Annotated in this window: 15 protein-coding genes and 1 pseudogene; 9 read left to right on the forward strand and 7 right to left on the reverse strand. The window is 63.2% G+C overall.

Translation table 11 applies throughout. From position 1 onward, the window contains the following. Positions 1-125: 125 nt before the first annotated feature. The gene (locus LOY37_RS09380) at positions 126-1,895 is read right to left on the reverse strand and encodes an acyl-CoA dehydrogenase C-terminal domain-containing protein (RefSeq protein WP_258716702.1); all 1,770 of its coding nucleotides are present in this window, start codon (positions 1,893-1,895) and stop codon (positions 126-128) included. Positions 1,896-1,919: 24 nt separating this feature from the next. Then, complete coding sequence (locus LOY37_RS09385) at positions 1,920-3,542, reverse strand: acyl-CoA synthetase (protein WP_045201348.1); 1,623 nt, start codon at positions 3,540-3,542, stop codon at positions 1,920-1,922. A 193-nt stretch (positions 3,543-3,735) separates the two neighbouring features. Here LOY37_RS09385 and LOY37_RS09390 point away from each other — a divergent pair, with 193 nt between their 5' ends. After that, positions 3,736-5,535 carry a PAS domain S-box protein gene (locus LOY37_RS09390; protein ID WP_309475547.1) on the forward strand — a complete coding sequence of 600 codons (1,800 nt, stop codon included), beginning with the start codon at positions 3,736-3,738 and terminating at the stop codon, positions 5,533-5,535. A gap of 1 nt (position 5,536) precedes the next feature. Then, positions 5,537-6,151 carry a response regulator transcription factor gene (locus tag LOY37_RS09395; protein WP_093385032.1) on the forward strand — a complete coding sequence of 205 codons (615 nt, stop codon included), beginning with the start codon at positions 5,537-5,539 and terminating at the stop codon, positions 6,149-6,151. A 54-nt stretch (positions 6,152-6,205) separates the two neighbouring features. Here LOY37_RS09395 and LOY37_RS09400 read toward each other — a convergent pair whose 3' ends face one another. Beyond that, positions 6,206-6,526 carry a YqjD family protein gene (locus LOY37_RS09400; RefSeq protein ID WP_045201351.1) on the reverse strand — a complete coding sequence of 107 codons (321 nt, stop codon included), beginning with the start codon at positions 6,524-6,526 and terminating at the stop codon, positions 6,206-6,208. 131 nt (positions 6,527-6,657) lie between these two features. Between LOY37_RS09400 and LOY37_RS09405 the strand changes: the two genes are divergently transcribed. After that, positions 6,658-6,912, forward strand: coding sequence for a hypothetical protein (locus tag LOY37_RS09405; RefSeq protein ID WP_045201352.1), 255 nt, complete (start codon positions 6,658-6,660; stop codon positions 6,910-6,912). A gap of 20 nt (positions 6,913-6,932) precedes the next feature. On the opposite strand, the gene LOY37_RS09410 is transcribed toward LOY37_RS09405, so the two are convergent. The 4 genes from LOY37_RS09410 to LOY37_RS09425 all read right to left on the reverse strand — a co-directional run bounded on the left by LOY37_RS09410 (position 6,933) and on the right by LOY37_RS09425 (position 9,886). After that, on the reverse strand, positions 6,933-7,409 hold the full coding sequence (locus LOY37_RS09410; RefSeq protein WP_093385027.1) for an LEA type 2 family protein: 477 nt from the start codon (positions 7,407-7,409) through the stop codon (positions 6,933-6,935). 74 nt (positions 7,410-7,483) lie between these two features. Next, on the reverse strand, positions 7,484-8,698 hold the full coding sequence (locus LOY37_RS09415; RefSeq protein WP_258716703.1) for a HAMP domain-containing sensor histidine kinase: 1,215 nt from the start codon (positions 8,696-8,698) through the stop codon (positions 7,484-7,486). Beyond that, the gene (locus tag LOY37_RS09420; RefSeq protein ID WP_258716704.1) at positions 8,682-9,359 is read right to left on the reverse strand and encodes a response regulator transcription factor; all 678 of its coding nucleotides are present in this window, start codon (positions 9,357-9,359) and stop codon (positions 8,682-8,684) included. Before LOY37_RS09420 ends, LOY37_RS09415 begins: the two co-directional genes overlap by 17 nt. Then, on the reverse strand, positions 9,356-9,886 hold the full coding sequence (locus tag LOY37_RS09425) for a heme-binding protein (protein ID WP_093385019.1): 531 nt from the start codon (positions 9,884-9,886) through the stop codon (positions 9,356-9,358). Before LOY37_RS09425 ends, LOY37_RS09420 begins: the two co-directional genes overlap by 4 nt. Before the next feature lie 106 nt (positions 9,887-9,992). Here LOY37_RS09425 and LOY37_RS09430 point away from each other — a divergent pair, with 106 nt between their 5' ends. The 6 genes and pseudogenes from LOY37_RS09430 to LOY37_RS09455 all read left to right on the forward strand — a co-directional run bounded on the left by LOY37_RS09430 (position 9,993) and on the right by LOY37_RS09455 (position 15,214). After that, the gene (locus LOY37_RS09430; protein ID WP_258716705.1) at positions 9,993-10,418 is read left to right on the forward strand and encodes a GtrA family protein; all 426 of its coding nucleotides are present in this window, start codon (positions 9,993-9,995) and stop codon (positions 10,416-10,418) included. Then, positions 10,384-11,364, forward strand: a complete 981-nt coding sequence (locus LOY37_RS09435) for a glycosyltransferase family 2 protein (RefSeq protein ID WP_258716706.1) — start codon at positions 10,384-10,386, stop codon at positions 11,362-11,364. Before LOY37_RS09430 ends, LOY37_RS09435 begins: the two co-directional genes overlap by 35 nt. Then, positions 11,361-12,794: a glycosyltransferase family 39 protein gene (locus tag LOY37_RS09440; protein WP_258716707.1), complete on the forward strand. Its 1,434-nt coding sequence runs from the start codon at positions 11,361-11,363 to the stop codon at positions 12,792-12,794. The genes LOY37_RS09435 and LOY37_RS09440 overlap by 4 nt, the downstream gene beginning before the upstream one ends. Continuing rightward, entirely contained in the window at positions 12,791-13,723 is a 933-nt protein-coding gene (locus LOY37_RS09445) for an SdiA-regulated domain-containing protein (RefSeq protein ID WP_258716708.1), read from the forward strand. The genes LOY37_RS09440 and LOY37_RS09445 overlap by 4 nt, the downstream gene beginning before the upstream one ends. 101 nt (positions 13,724-13,824) lie before the next feature. After that, a pseudogene (locus tag LOY37_RS09450) lies at positions 13,825-14,331 on the forward strand (RNA polymerase sigma factor); the annotation flags it as partial. A 4-nt stretch (positions 14,332-14,335) separates the two neighbouring features. Further along, on the forward strand, positions 14,336-15,214 hold the full coding sequence (locus tag LOY37_RS09455) for a FecR domain-containing protein (RefSeq protein ID WP_258716709.1): 879 nt from the start codon (positions 14,336-14,338) through the stop codon (positions 15,212-15,214). Positions 15,215-15,272: the final 58 nt, after the last annotated feature.

Raw genomic sequence — 15,272 nt, forward strand, 5'->3', positions numbered from 1 at the left:
ATGACTATCAGTTGTAAGATTTTTTACCGTCAAAACCCCGTAAAACCGCGGATCTGACAATGATTACCTACAAAATCACAGACGAAAGGTAGGCCTGCGCCACCGAGCAGCGGCGCAGGTTGTTTTCAGAACTGCGCGGCATCCAGCTCGAACAACGACGCGCTACCGGCACGAACGCTCGCGTGCAACGACAGGGTGCGTGGCAGCAGGCGTTCGAAAAAGAACGCCGCGCTGGCCAGTTTGGCGCCGTAGAACCCCGGGTCCTGCACTAGCGCATCGCGGGCGACCGCAGCCATGCGTGACCACATGTAGGCATAGGCAACGTAGCCGAACAGCTGCAGGTACTCCACAGAGGCCGCGCCGATGGCATTCGGGTCGTGGCGCGCTTGCTCGCACAGCCACTGGCTGAGGTCTTCGAGCTCGCCCAGGGCCTTGAGCAGCGGCTGGCGGAACGGCGGCTCAGTTTCGCTGAACTGGCGAATCTGCGCGGCAAAGGCCGCCAGCGCCTGGCCGCCATCGGCCACCACCTTGCGTCCGAGCAGGTCCAGGGCCTGGATACCGTTGGTGCCTTCGTAGATCTGCGCGATGCGTACATCGCGCACCAGCTGCTCCTGGCCCCATTCGCGAATGTAGCCGTGGCCGCCGAACACCTGCTGGCCGAGCACGCAGCTTTCCAGGCCGTTGTCGGTGAAAAAGGCCTTGGCCACCGGCGTCAGCAAGGCCACCTGGCGTTGCGCCGCGTTGCGTTCATCGGCGTCTTCGGCGTACTTGGCGATATCCAGTTGCTGGCCGACATAGGTGGCGAAGGCGCGCCCGCCTTCGGTGAGGGCGCGCATGGTCAGCAACATGCGCCGCACATCCGGGTGGACGATGATCGGGTCGGCAATCTGCTGCTTGTTCTGGGCACCCGTGGCCGCGCGGCTTTGCAGACGCTCACAGGCGTAGCGGGCGGCGTTCTGGTACGAGGCCTCGGCGCAGCCAATGCCCTGGAGGCCGATCGACAGGCGCTCGTAGTTCATCATCGTGAACATCGCCGCCAGGCCGCGATTCGGCTCACCGATCAGGTAGCCGCTGGCGCCGTCGAAGTTCATCACGCAGGTGGCCGAGGCCTTGATGCCCATTTTGTGCTCGAGCGAGCCGCAGCTGACGGAGTTGCTGGCGCCCAGGCTGCCGTCGGCATTGACCAGGCGCTTGGGCACCAGGAACAGCGAGATGCCCTTGGGCCCGGCCGGCGCATCCGGCAGCTTGGCCAGCACCAGGTGGATGATGTTCTCGGTCAGGTCCTGGTCGCCACCGGTAATGAAAATCTTGGTGCCACTGACCTTGTAGCTGCCATCGGCCTGGGGCTCGGCCTTGCTGCGAATGATCCCCAGATCGGTGCCGGCATGGGGCTCGGTCAGGCACATGGTACCGGCCCATTGGCCGCTGTACAGCGCCGGCAGGTAACTGGCCTTGAGTGCTTCACTGGCGTGGGCGTCGATCGCCAGGCAGCAGCCGGCGCTCAGGGCCGAGTACAGGCTGAAGCTGCAGTTGGCGGCATAGAGCATTTCTTCGAACTGCACCGCGAGCATCTTCGGCATGCCCAGGCCGCCAAACTCAGGATTACCGGCCAGGCCCACCCAGCCACCGTCGCGGTAGGTTTGCCAGGCCTGGCGAAAGCCGTCCGGGGTGCGCACGCCACCGGCCTCGAAGGCCACGCCCTGTTCATCGCCGCTGCGGTTGAGCGGGGCAATCAGCTGGCTGGTGATTTTTGCCGCCTCTTCGAGGATGGCATCGGCGGTGTCGGCATCGACCCGCTCGGCCAGGGTCGGCAGGCGCGCCCACAGCGCCGGGCCATGGAACACTTCATGAAGGACAAAGCGCATGTCGCGCAGGGGAGCATTGAACTCAGGCATGGCAGTTCTCGCTGTCAAAGGGGGTCAGAGCGCCTTGGCCCAGTCGCGCAACAGGTACTTCTGGATCTTGCCGGTGGAGGTCTTCGGCAACTCGCTGAATACCACGGTTTTCGGTAGCTTGAAGCCGGCCAGGTGCTCGCGGCAAAAGGCGATGATCTCGGCTTCGCGGGTGGCCTCGCAGCCGGCCTTGAGGGTGATGTAGGCGCAAGGGGTTTCACCCCACTTTTCATCCGGGCGGGCGACCACGGCGGCTTCGAGGACTGCCGGGTGTTTGTACAGGGTGTCTTCGACTTCAATGGTAGAGATGTTCTCGCCACCGGAAATGATGATGTCCTTGAGCCGGTCCTTGATCTCGACATAGCCGTCGGCATGCCAAACGGCCAGGTCGCCGGTGTGGAACCAGCCACCCCGGAAGGCCTCGCTGGTGGCTTCGGGGTTTTTCAGGTAACCCTTCATCACCGTGTTGCCGCGCATGAAGATCTCGCCCAGGGTGTTGCCGTCGCGTTGCACCGGCTCCAGGGTTTGCGGGTCGGCGACCATCAGGCCTTCGAGGGTCGGGTAACGCACGCCCTGGCGCGATTTGATCCGCGCCCGTTCAGCCAGCGGTTGCTCATCCCACTCGGCGTGCCAGGCGCAGACGGTCACCGGGCCATAGACTTCGGTCAGGCCATAGACGTGGGTGACTTTGATGCCCATTTCTTCCACCGCACCAATGACCTTGGCCGGCGGCGCCGCACCGGCAACCATGGCATTGACCGGGTGATCGATCGCTGCCTTGGCCGACTCGGGCATGTTGATCAGCGCATTGAGCACGATCGGCGCGCCGCACAGGTGGCTGACCTGGTGCTCGCGGATCAGGGTAAGAATCTTCTGCGGGTCGACCCGGCGCAGGAACACATGAGTGCCGGCCAGGGCGGTGACGGTCCAAGGGTAGCACCAGCCGTTGCAGTGGAACATCGGCAACGTCCACAGGTACACCGGATGGTTGCCCATGGCCCAGGTCATCTGGTTGCCCAGGGCATTGAGGTAGGCGCCTCGGTGGTGGTAGACCACGCCCTTGGGATTGCCGGTGGTACCGGAGGTGTAGTTCAGCGAGATCGCCTGCCATTCGTCCTCGGGCCAGTGCCAGGCGAACTCGGGGTCGCCTTCAGCCAGAAACGCCTCGTAGTCGAGGTCGCTGACCGCCTGGCCTTCGCCGTATTCCGGGTCATCGACATCGATCACCAGCGGCGGGTATTTCATCAGCGCCAGGGCCGCTTCGATGACCTTGTGAAATTCGCGGTCAGTGATCAGCACCTTGGCTTCGCCGTGCTCGAGCATGAAGGCAATCGCTTCGGCATCCAGGCGCACGTTGAGGGCGTTGAGCACGGCGCCGATCATCGGCACGCCAAAGTGCGCTTCAAGCATGGCCGGAATGTTCGGCAACATCACCGCCACCGTATCGCCCTGGCCGATACCGCGCCCGGCCAGGGCGCTGGCCAGGCGGCGCGAGCGTTCATAGGTCTGCTGCCAGTTACGGCGGATCGCGCCATGAATCACTGCCGGGTACTGGCCATAGACGGCGGCGGTACGCTCGATGAAACTCAAGGGGCTCAAGGCAACATGATTGACAGGGGCGGGCGCCAGGCCCTGGGAGAAAATCGACATGAGGTCGTCCTGTGCAGGAGGCAGCCGCCCATTGGCGAACTGAAACCCCCGATGGCTGATTGTTAGCTCTGTTCAGGTGTCGTGAAGGGCAGGCCCTTCCGCTGTCGCAAGTTTTACGCGAATGGCTATGGTAGCTGGAAGATAGACTATAGCAATATGGTATAAATACTATAAAAACCCAGAGGCACCGTTTTTGGATACTTCGTTCTCCCTGCTGCTGGCCAAGGACCCGCAACCGAGCCTGTTGCTGGATGCCGAGGCTCGTCTGCTGACAAGCAATCCAGCCTTGCAGGCCTTGATGGGCCCCGAGCGTGACGTCGAGCGCTGGCTACCGAGCAACTACCGGGCGCTGGTACGCGCCTGCCTGGAGCAGGGGCGGGCGATCAGCGAGGTCGAGGCGCAGGTGGCCGGGCAGATTCTGCTCTGGACCTTCATCCCCGATGACGCCGGCCAGCAAGTGCTGGCGCGTTGCCGTGACGCCACCCCGGAGCGCCAGGGCGAGCGCGACGCCAGCCAGGCCCGGCGCCTGTACCGGTTGATCACCGAGAACACCACCGACCTGATTTCCCGGCACACGCCCGATGGCCGCTTTATCGATGCTTCGCCTGCCGCCTTCCGCCTGTTGGGCTACTGGCCAGAGGAGCTGCGCGGGGTGCCGGTGCAGTCGCTGTTTCACCCGCAGGATCGCCGGCAAGCGCTGTTGCAGGCGTCCCAGGCGCTGGAGCAGGACGGCTACCAGACCATGACCTGGCGGGTGCGCCACCGTGATGGCCGTTACCTGTGGTTCGAGATCGCCAGCCGCGCCATCCGCGAAACCTACACTGGCGCGGTGGTAGAAATTGTCAGCGTCTCGCGCGACATCAGCGTGCGCATCGAGGCCCAGGAAAACCGCCGGCGCCTGGCCGAAGTGGTCGAAGCCAACACTGACCTGGTGCTGTTCAGCGACCGCGACGGCCGCCTCAGCTACCTCAACCGTTCGGCGCGCCGGGCCCTGGGGCTGCAGGAGGTCGAGCCGCTGCCCGGCTTGCAGGCCTTGCTCGACCCAGCGCTGCAGCAACGCCTGCGCAGCGAAGGCTGGCAGCGCGCCGAGCAGCAGGGCGTGTGGCAGGCCGAGGCGCGGCTGGTGCCGCATCAGGGCGGCGCGGCGTTCCCGGTATCGCTGGTGCTGCTGGCCCATCGCGCTGCCGGTGGCGAGCGCTACTACTCGCTGGTGGCCCGCGACATGACCGAGCGGGAACTGCGCGAAAACCAGCAGCGCCGCCATCAGGACGAACTGGCCCACAGCGCCCGGTTGATCACCCTCGGTGAACTGGCCTCGGGGATCGCCCATGAAATCAACCAGCCGCTGGCGGCGGTGGTCAATTACGCCAGCGCCAGCCTGCGCTACCTGCAAGCCGTTGAGCGCGACCCGCAGGCGGCGCAACGGGTCGCCCAGGGCTTGCAGCGCATCAACGAACAGGCGACCCATGCCGCCGAGGTGATCAAGCGCTTGCGTGCCTTCCTGCGCAAGGAACCGCGGCGCTTGCAAGCCCTGGCGATTGCCGATGTCGTGGCCGAGGCGGTGCGCCTGTGCGACTGGGAGGCCAGCCGTGACCAGGTGAGCATCGAGCAGCGCGTGGTCGCCGGGCTGCCCGCGGTGTACGCCGACCGGGTGCTGCTCGAACAGGTGCTGCTCAACCTGTTGCGCAACGCCATCGACGCCAACCGCGAGCAGCACAACGGCCGGGCCTCGGGTATCCTGCTCAGCGCCAAGCTTGAGGCCGGTTGGCTGGCGATCCGCGTCAGCGACCAGGGCCCGGGGGTGGCGGCCGAGCGCCTGGACGGTATCTTCACGCCGTTCAACACCAGCAAGGCGGATGGCCTGGGGCTGGGCTTGAGCATGAGCCGCAGTATCATCGAAGGCTTTGGTGGCACCTTGCAGGCCCAGCCTGGTGAGGCGGGCGGATTGATCTTGTGCTGCCGGCTGGCGCCGGTGGCCAGCAGTGGGGAGTGATATGCAGGAACCGCGGGTGTATGTGGTCGACGATGACCAGGGCATGCTCGATTCGACCCTGTGGTTGCTCGAGTCGGTGGGCTTGCAGGCGCTGCCGTTCACCAGTGGCCAGGCCTTTCTTGACGCTTGCGACAGCCATCGGCCGGCGTGCGTGCTACTGGATGTGCGCATGCCGGGCATGGGCGGTTTGAGCGTGCAGGAAGCGCTGCGCGCCCGCGGCATCGATTTGCCGGTAATCTTCGTCAGCGGCCATGCCGATGTGCCGATCGTGGTGCGCGCCTTCAAGGCCGGGGCCTGCGATTTCATCGAGAAACCCTACAACGACCAGCTACTGCTCGACAGCGTTCAGGCCGCCCTCGGCCAGGCGCGTCATGCCGGGCCGCTGGAAGCGGTGCAGGCGCGCATCGACAGCCTCACGCCCCGTGAGCGCGATGTATTCCTGCCGTTGGTGCGGGGTTTTACCAATCGGGAAATTGCCGAGCAGTTGCAGGTCAGCGTGAAGACCGTCGACCTCTATCGCTCGCGGGTCATGAAGCGCATGCAGGCCGAGCATTTGCCGGCGCTGGTGGGCATGGCGATTGCCTGTGGGCTGGTGCAGCCGTTGAGTTTGCGTTGAGTTCATCGCAGGTCCTGCCTGCTCTTACAGGCGCGAGCAGGACCTGCGATGCGTTTATGGCCTGCGCCCCAGCAGCAAACCGACCACCAGGCCAAAGCCTGCCGAAATCGCCACCGTCTGCCACGGATGGCCGCCGATGTAGTCCTGGGTGGCCTCTACCACTGGCTGGGCTTTGCTGCGCACGCCAGTGACCGCGTCGCGGGCCTGTTTCAGTTTCAGTCCGACCTGGGCGCGCAGGGTTTCGGCTTCTTCGCCAACCAGCGCGGCGCTTTCGCTGAGCAGCTTTTCCGACTCCTCGATCAACGCCTGCAGCTCACTGAACGCCTGGTCCTTGATTTGCTCGGCATCGCTTTGCACGGTGGTTTTCCTGGCCATGGGTGCTTCCTCGTCAGTTGATGGGCATTGAACAGTGGATGCCGGCGGGCGCTGAAAGTTGCAGCGGTTTGCCGGGCATCGGCGGCTACAGTGTAAGATAGCGCCTATTTTCCAGCGGCAGGACACCCCTCATGAGTTTCAATCTGGCCAACAAGAGCTTCGCCGAACGGGCGCAGATCGAGGACGAGAAAGCACGCCTGTTCGAGCTCTGGCAGACCAACCTGGGCAAGGCCAAGGCCGATGCGGCGCGAATCATCGCCGAAAAGCCGCGGCGCAAGGGCAAGTGGGCCGAATGGGTGCGGGCAGAGCTGGACGGCATGTCGCCGCCCGAGTACGCCAACATGGTCCGCAGTGAAGTCAACAAGTTGATGGCCGCGGCCAAGTAAGCCCCGGGCCCATCACGCCATCACCAGGTGGCTTTGGCTGGCTGTGGCAGGTTGAGCCGGCCGCTGTCACTGAAGCGCCGGGTCCCGAAGGCGCCACCGGCCAGTTTGCCGCGCACCGTGTACGGCAGGCCATCGAGGCTGCGCACCTGGCTCAGGCCCACGGCCTGGCGCAGCACCGAGAACGCGGTGATGCTCACCGGCACTACCAGTACCTGCTCGCTGAAACGCCCGATGCTGCCACTGCGATCGCTGACACCGGCCGCCAGCGGCTGGCCATTGACCTCAAGGTTGAGGGCGATGCCGTTGTAGTCGATTGCGGTTTCGTTGGGGTTCTGCACACGGATCTTCACCGCCATGCGCAGTTCCAGGTCCTGGCCGGGCAGGGGCTCGATGCCGATCACGCTGATGTTCACCGGGTCGCGGGGCTGCAACAGGGCGCAGGCGTTCAGGGTGAAGGTCAGCATTAAAGCTATACACAGGCGCAAGGTATGGCTCATTCGGGCAGTCCTTGAGGTGAACAGTTCGAGCCCATCATAGACAGGCTTTGGCCGGTCAGGGCACTCGCTGCTGATCAGGCGCGGTGAAAGTCCACCCGAGCAATAAAGCGATCGGCTTCACGCCGGGTGCTCAGGCGCCAGCCGCAATAGGCGCAAAGGCGTTGCACAATATCCAGGCCATAGCCGAAACCCGACAACGCAGTGTGTTCGTCACCCAGGCCGTTGACCAACTGCAGGTGACTGGCCTCGGCTTCGATGTACAGGTAGCGGGCGCCATGCTGCAGGGCATTGCCAATCAGGTTGTTGACCAGCACTTGCAAGACACTGGGGGGCGCTTCGATGCACAGGCGCGGGTCGACGTGCATGACGACGGCTTGGTGCTTGCTGGCGATCAACCCGGCGTATTTGTGCTCGCACGCTTCCAGCAACGCTCGCAAGGCCACGGCCTGTACTGGCATGCGTTCATCTTCGCGGCCCAGATAGAGGAACAGCTGCACCATGGTTTCCATCTCGCCACTGGCCTGTTCAAGGCGGGCCAGGTTGCGCGCGCGTTTTTCTTCGCTGCAGCCGGTCAGGCGCAAGACCGCCAGGCTGTTGCGCATCACTGCCAGTGGCGTGCGCAGTTCGTGGCTGGTGTGGCGGGTAAAGGCGCGTTCACGCTCAAGCGCACAGTGCAGGCGTTCAACCAACTGCGACAGCGCGCGGCTGAGGGTGCCGACTTCATCGTGGCGTTCATGTCCGGGCAGTTGAGTGTCCGGCTGCCAACCCCGACTTACGGCATCGGCCAATTGCGTGACCGGTGCGGCGAGGTGGCGGGCACCGATGACCGCCAACAGCGCGCCGGCAATGATCACCAGCCCAGCCACTCCCCAAAGGATGCTGAACAACAGGTTGGCATGTCGATCCAGGGAGCTGAGCTGCGACTCGTCCAGTTCGATGTAGAGGTTCTGTCCGGCCATTGGCAGGTAGATGACCTGTACGTGGGTACGTTCATCGTCCAGTTCATGGCGCCCCACCGGCAGTTCGCGATAGGCATCCGGCAGGCTTTTGTCGTTGCCCCAGTAACTGTGCAGGTAGCTGGTGGCGGGCAACTGGGCTTGGTCCGGGGCGCTTGCATGGTTTTGCTGAAAGCGCGCCACCTCACGATCCAGGTAACTGTTGACGATATGGTCTTCTGTGACTGTGATCGAAGTCCAGACCAGCAGGCTGTAAAGCACGGCGACGATCACCGTAAAGGGCAGCAGGGTATAGAGCGCGCGGGCGAAGAACGATCTAGTCGGGAATAGCAAGGCGATAACCTTTTCCGTGAACGGTCTTGACCAGCTCACGCTCGAATGGCCGGTCCAGGGCCTGGCGCAGGCGATAGATATGGCTGCGTAGCGGGTCACTCTCGGGCAACTCGTCAGGCCACAGGGCATTTTCCAGTTTCTTGCGACTGACGGCGTCAGGCGCAGCTTCGGCCAGCAGGGAAAGCAGGCGGATCGGCACTTCCTGTAGCTCGATGGCGATACCTTGGCGGTAAACCATCTGACGCTTGAGGTCGATCAGCAGCTCGCCGCACTGTAGCTGTTCGGCGTGGGAAGGCAGTTTGCCGCGACGCAGCAGCGCATGCAGGCGGCACACCAGCTCCTGGGGCTCGAACGGTTTGATCAGGTAGTCATCGGCGCCGGCCTCATAGCCGTCGAGCTTGTCGGCCAGGGTATCGCGTGCAGTAAGAAACAGGATTGGCGTCTGGTCCTGGCGCTTGCGCAATGCCTTGCAGGCGCGCAGACCATCGAGCCCGGGCATGGTCACGTCCATGACGATGGCGTCATAGCGCTGCTGCAGGGTGCGCTCCAGGCAGGTTTGGCCATTGAAGGCAAAATCGATGTCAAAGCCGACTTCGCTCAGGTAGTCGGCCAACGAACCGGCCAGGCTGCGGTCGTCTTCGACCAGAAGTATCTCGATCATTGTCCGGTTTCCGTGTTGACCGTCCATTGTGCCCCAATTGCCTTGATGCCGGCTTCGGCACAAAGGCTGTCGAAGTCCTGGCCCAGGGCATTCTGCCCCGGCGCCCCGGCTATGCCAACTGCGCCGATCACCTGGTTATCGAGCAACACTGGCACGCCGCCACTCAAGGTGGTCAGACCGATGGCGTGGAAGGCCAGGCTCAGGCTCTGTTCGTGGTCGTTGGCGTTAGCGATGGTGGACGTTGACGCTCGCCGCGAGGCGGCGGTGCGCGCCTTGCGTTCGCTGGTCTGACGGGAGTGGGCAAAGGCGTCGTCGGACACCAGCAACACCAGCGGCTGGGCCTGGCGGTCGACCACGCTGACAGCCACGGCAAAGCCTTGATGAGCACAGGCTTGCCGGGCGCTGATAGCCAGATTCAGGGCGTCCTCGAAACCCAGGGTCGCTGGCGTGTGGCTCATTGGGCGGGCCTGGCAGGCGCTGATCAACGAAAACATGCCAAGGCACAGGACAGTGCTGGATCGCTTCATCGCATTCTCCTCTGAAAGCGGAGCACGCAACCTAGCGAAGCGGGCGTGACACAGATGTGATCTGCGGTGACATGGAGTTCACCTTCGCCTCCCTAGCATGGCGGCCATGAACACTTGCATTCGCTACCAATCAGCCTTGTTTCGCAGCCTGACTCGCTACTTGGGCGTCGGCACTGTCGCGACCCTGGTCCACCAACTGCTGTTCTTCCTCGGCCTGAGCCTTGATCAGCCTTGGTGGGGCAGTGTCTGCGGCGCTTGCCTGGGCGCGTTGTTGAGTTTTTGGCTCAACCGCCGGTACTGCTTTACCCATCGCGACGGTAAAGCCCTGCAACCGCTGCGCTTTGTCTGCGTTGCCTTGCTGCACAACGGCCTCAATGCCCTGGCGATGTGGCTGTTGCTCGATTGCCTGGCAATCCACCCACTGCTTGCCCAGGCGCTGACCACGGCCAGTCTGGCCGTACTTGGGTTTTTCATTCACCGTCATTGGACTTACCACCATGCTGACCTTGCCCCAGCCACCTTTGGGCGTTGAGCCGCACCTGAGCATCATTGTTCCCTGTTATCAGGAAGAACAGGTTTTGCAAGCTTTTCATCAACGCATTGACGATCTGATCAAGCGCCTGCCGGTGTCTTGCGAATTGCTGTACATCAACGATGGCAGCAGTGACGGCTCCCTCGTACTGTTGCGAACGTTTGAGCAACAGCCTGGTGTGCGCTGTCTGCACCTGAGCCGCAACTTCGGCAAGGAGGCCGCCTTGCGCGCGGGCCTGGACCATGCCCGCGGCCAGGCTGTGGTGTTCATCGACGCCGACCTGCAGGATCCGCCGGAGCTGATCGCGCTGATGGTCGAGCACTGGCTGCAGGGTTATGACGTAGTCAACATGCAGCGTTCGCGGCGTGACGGTGATTCGTGGGTGAAGAAGTTCACGGCGGGGATGTATTACCGGATCATGCGTCATCTGGTCGGGCGCGGCCAGCTACCGGCTGAAGTCAGCGATTTTCGTCTGATCGGCCCGGCGCCACTGGCCGCCTTGCGGGCGATGAACGAGCGTGTAGGGCTGTTCAAGGGCCTGGTCGGCTGGGTCGGATTTCGTACCATTGAACTGCCGTATGAGCGTGTGGCCCGAGCCGCCGGCACTAGCAAGTGGGACTATCCTGCGTTGTTGAACCTGGCGCTCGAAGGGGCGTTGGCGTTTTCGCGCAAGCCGCTGCGCTGGTACAGCGTCGTCAGCCTGGTGATTTTGCTGATGTGCCTGGGCTGGATGCTGGCTGCACTGATCGCTGGCAGTTTCTCCCCGGTGCATCTGCTATTGGGGGTGGGCGGCTTTCTCTGTCTTGGTGTGGCCATGGTGGGCGAGTACCTCGGTGCGACCTTGTTCGAGGTCAAGCGGCGTCCGCATTACCTGCTGCAGGGCGATACTCAGGCAACGGCAAAACCGCCAGTGTCGCGCCCCTTCAAGCACCGGAGGCAGGCATGAACGGGGCGCTGCGGGTCTCGGTACTGTGGACGGTGCTGGGCTTGATCCTCTCGTTGCGCCTGGCCGGTCTGGGCGTGTATCCATTGATGGATACGTCCGAAGCACGTTATGGCGAGATGGCGCGCAAGATGCTTGAGCTCAATGACTGGATCACGCCGATGTTCGACTACGGCGTACCCTTCTGGGGCAAGCCGCCGCTGTCGTTCTGGACCCAGGCATTGAGCATGCACTGGCTGGGCATCAATGAGTTTGCCTTGCGTTTGCCGGCCTGGTTGATGCACCTGGTCAGTTGCCTGCTGATCATCCATCTGGGCCGTCGCGAGCGCAGCCTGGCGGTGGGGCTGCTGGCGGCGATCATCTATTCCAGTTGTACCCTCGGGCTGATTGCCAGTGGCGTGGTGCTGACCGATCCAGCGTTGAGCCTGGGGCTGCTGTTGGCGTATCTGGGGTTCTGGTACGGCATCGTTCATGGCGAGCGTAGTGCCGCACGACTTGGCTTTATCGGGCTGGGGTTGGGCTTACTGGCCAAGGGGCCGCTGGTGCTGGTGCTATTCGCTTTGCCGGCGCTGGCCTGGGTCGCCTACCAGCAGCAGTGGCGGCAACTGTGGCGACTGCCGTGGTTCAGTGGTTTGCTGTTGATGTCGCTCGTGGCCATACCCTGGTATGTCCTGGCGGAGCTGAAAAGCCCGGGCTTTCTCGATTATTTTCTGCTGGGGGAGCACTGGAAGCGCTACGTCATCAGCGAGTGGAGCGGTGACCTTTACGGTAATGCCCACGCCAAACCGATGGGAACCATCTGGTTGTATCTGCTGGGTGCCTTGTTTCCCTGGAGCCTGCTGTTACCGCTGCTGTTTTGGCGGCGCAGCGCGGGCCAGGGCAGGGCGTTGCAAGGATTTCTGTGGTGTTGGGCATTGGCTACGCCTGTGTTTTTCAGCCTGGCCGGCAACATTCTCTGGACCTATGTATTACCAGCCCTGCCGGCCTGGGCCTTGCTGCTGGCTGAGGGCCTGACTCGCTGGCGCTTGTCTCGCCGAGCATTCGTCGGCGGCTTTGCCTTGATTTTGCCGGTGCTTGCCCTGCTGCTGGTGCTTGAGGGCAGCCTGGAACAGCGTCCACAGAACCAGCGTGATCTGGTGCTGGCCTGGCAGCGTGCAAATGTCGGCCAGCCGGGGCCGCTGTTCTACCTGGGGCGCCGCTCGTATTCAGCTGAGTTCTATAGCGCCGGCAAGGTCCGCCGGATCGATGCGCTGAGCCAACTGCCGACCGGCAGTGTGTTTTACCTGGCCCGACGCTTGCGCGATCTGGATTCAGCGCTGCCCGCTGCGCTGGACTGCACCGAACTGGCCCAGGCCAACGCCAGCCTGCTGCTGCGCTGCCAACCTTTGCCTGAGTCGCTTTCATTCCTCGCTACCGGAAATCCCCATTCATGAGCCGTTTCACCGCTGTATTAGCATTTCACTGGCTGACATTTCGACGTTACCTATTGATCTGGGTGGCGAGCCTGATCGCTTTGGTCATGACGGTACTGGCGTTGTTCGAAGCTGATGACGCCCTGGGCCAGTTGTGGCAAGAACGTATTACCCCGGTTCAGGTTCGCCAGCGCAGTATCTGGCTGCCGGATTATCGGTTTGCCCAGCGGTTGCAGTTGCCCGGTATCGAAGCCAATGCCTCGGATATCGTCTACGTCGCTGAGCGACGCAGCTACTTCGTAGTGATCAACAGCCCGGCGCAACTCTACGAGTACACCGAGGACTTCGCGCTCAAAGCGCGCCATGAACTGCACGAGTTTGAAGATCCAGAGGCGCTGGCCTATGACGGTAAGGGGCATCTGTTGATCGGTGAAGAGCGGCGCCAGAGCGTAGTGACGGTCCCGATCGCGCAGCTGGACAGGCCGATTGTGCGCAGTGAACTGGCCACCCTGAGTATTGCCGATCGGGCCGACAACAACCGTGGCCTGGAAGGCATGGCGTTCGACCCGAGCAGCCAGGTGCTGTTCGCTTCACGCGAGCAACGCCCGGTGCGTCTGTTCGAGGTGGCTGGCGTGGTGCAGCCGGAGGCTTCAGTCAGCTACCAGGCTGCGGTTTCGGCGCTTGGCGTGCAGCGCCTGCGCATGGACGATATATCGGCCATGCACTATGACCTGCACACTCGGCACCTGCTGGTGCTCAGTGATCAATCGCGCTTGCTGGCTGAAGTCGATAGCGGCTATGCGCCGATAAGCTTCATGGACCTGGAAGGTGGCTTCAATGGCCTCGACCATAGTGTGCCGCAAGCCGAAGGGGTGACACTGGGGCCGCAGCGGCAGTTGCTGATCGTCAGCGAGCCGAATCTGCTCTATCGCTATCAGTTGGCGGACTAACCAGGTGGAGCGGAGTTTGACGTTGAAAGTCCAGCAGGTTTTGAAAGATACTGTTTCTCATTAACGTCCGATAATTCCTCTTACTGGCACCCACATTTTCCATGTTGACGTCTCCCGTGTCCGGGCTGCTTGCAAGCTTCCAGGAACATTACGATGACCTCCTGCAGTTCCTGACCCGGCGCATGAGCGACCGCCAGCGGGCCGCCGACGTCGCCCAGGAAACCTACCTGAAACTGGTGAAGATCGAGCAGCAGGACCTGCCGGTGCTGCATGCACGCAGCTTCATCTTTCGCGTGGCCGGCAACCTGGCCATCGATACCTTGCGCCGCGAACAACGCATGAGCAGCAGCCTCGACGACAGCGAAGCGGTGCGTCAGGTGCCATGCCCGGCGCCGGCACCGGAAGCGGCGTTGCTCGCCAGTGAGCGCCTGGAGCTGCTCGATGAAGCCTTGCTGCAACTGTCGGCCAACGCCCGTCAGGCCTTGCTGCTCAACCGCGTCGAAGGCCTGACCCAGGCGCAGATTGCACAACGGCTGGGCGTTTCCGAGAGCATGGTGGCAAAATACATCGGCCAGGCCCTGCGCCATTGTCGCGACTGGCTCAAACACAACCATGACTGACGCCTACGCCATGCCTGCGCCGCAACCGATCAGCGATTTGTCCGATGATGCCCTCGACTGGCAGGTGCTGCTGCATTCGGGCAACGCCAGCGCCGCTGACCGCCAACGCTACCAGCGCTGGTGCGCGCTGAGCCCGGCGCATGCCGAGGCTGCGGGTGAAGCCGAGGCACTGTGGGCTGACCTGGGGCAGACCCGGGCGGCGGCAGAAGTAGCCGCGCCGGCGCCACGTTGGCGGCGCTGGGGCTCGGCCGTGGCCGCCTCGCTGGTGTTGGCGCTGATTGGCTACGGCGGCGTGCAGCAGGCGCCGGCCCTGCTTGCCGACTACCACACCGGGGTGGGCCAGCAGCAGCGCATCACCCTCGCCGATGGCTCGCAGGTCACCCTCAACAGTGGCAGTGCGCTGTCGGTGGAATTCAGCAGCGGTGAGCGCCGCGTGTTGCTCAAGGCCGGCGAGGCCTTGTTCGAGCCGGCCGCCGACCCGCGGCCGTTCGTGGTCGATGCTGGCGCCGAGCCGGTGCAGGGCAGCGCTGCGGTGTTCAGCGTGCGCCGTGATGGCGTGCGCAATCGCGTGGTGGTTGCCCAGGGCCAGGCGCAGGTAGGCGGGCAGGTGCTGGAAACCTCACCCGACGCCCGCGCGCAAACCGCCTGGCAGCGCGGCAAGCTGATCTTCAACGGCAAGCCGCTGCGCGAAGTGCTGGCCGAGCTTGAACGCTATCAGCACGGGCGCATTGTGCTGTCGGATCAGCAACTGGCGGCGCTGCAGGTCAGCGGGGTGTTTGACCTGAACGACCCTGAAGGCTTGTTGCGCACCCTTGAACAGCGCTATGCGCTGAAGGTTACCTACTTGCCGTGGCTGGCTGTGGTGTACTGACCCGCAGTACTGAAAAAATATTTTCGAATTCCCACTGCAAGTTCTTCTTCGCCCAATC

Origin of the sequence: Pseudomonas sp. B21-012, from assembly GCF_024749305.1 — a bacterium.
Classification (GTDB): Bacteria; Pseudomonadota; Gammaproteobacteria; order Pseudomonadales; family Pseudomonadaceae; genus Aquipseudomonas.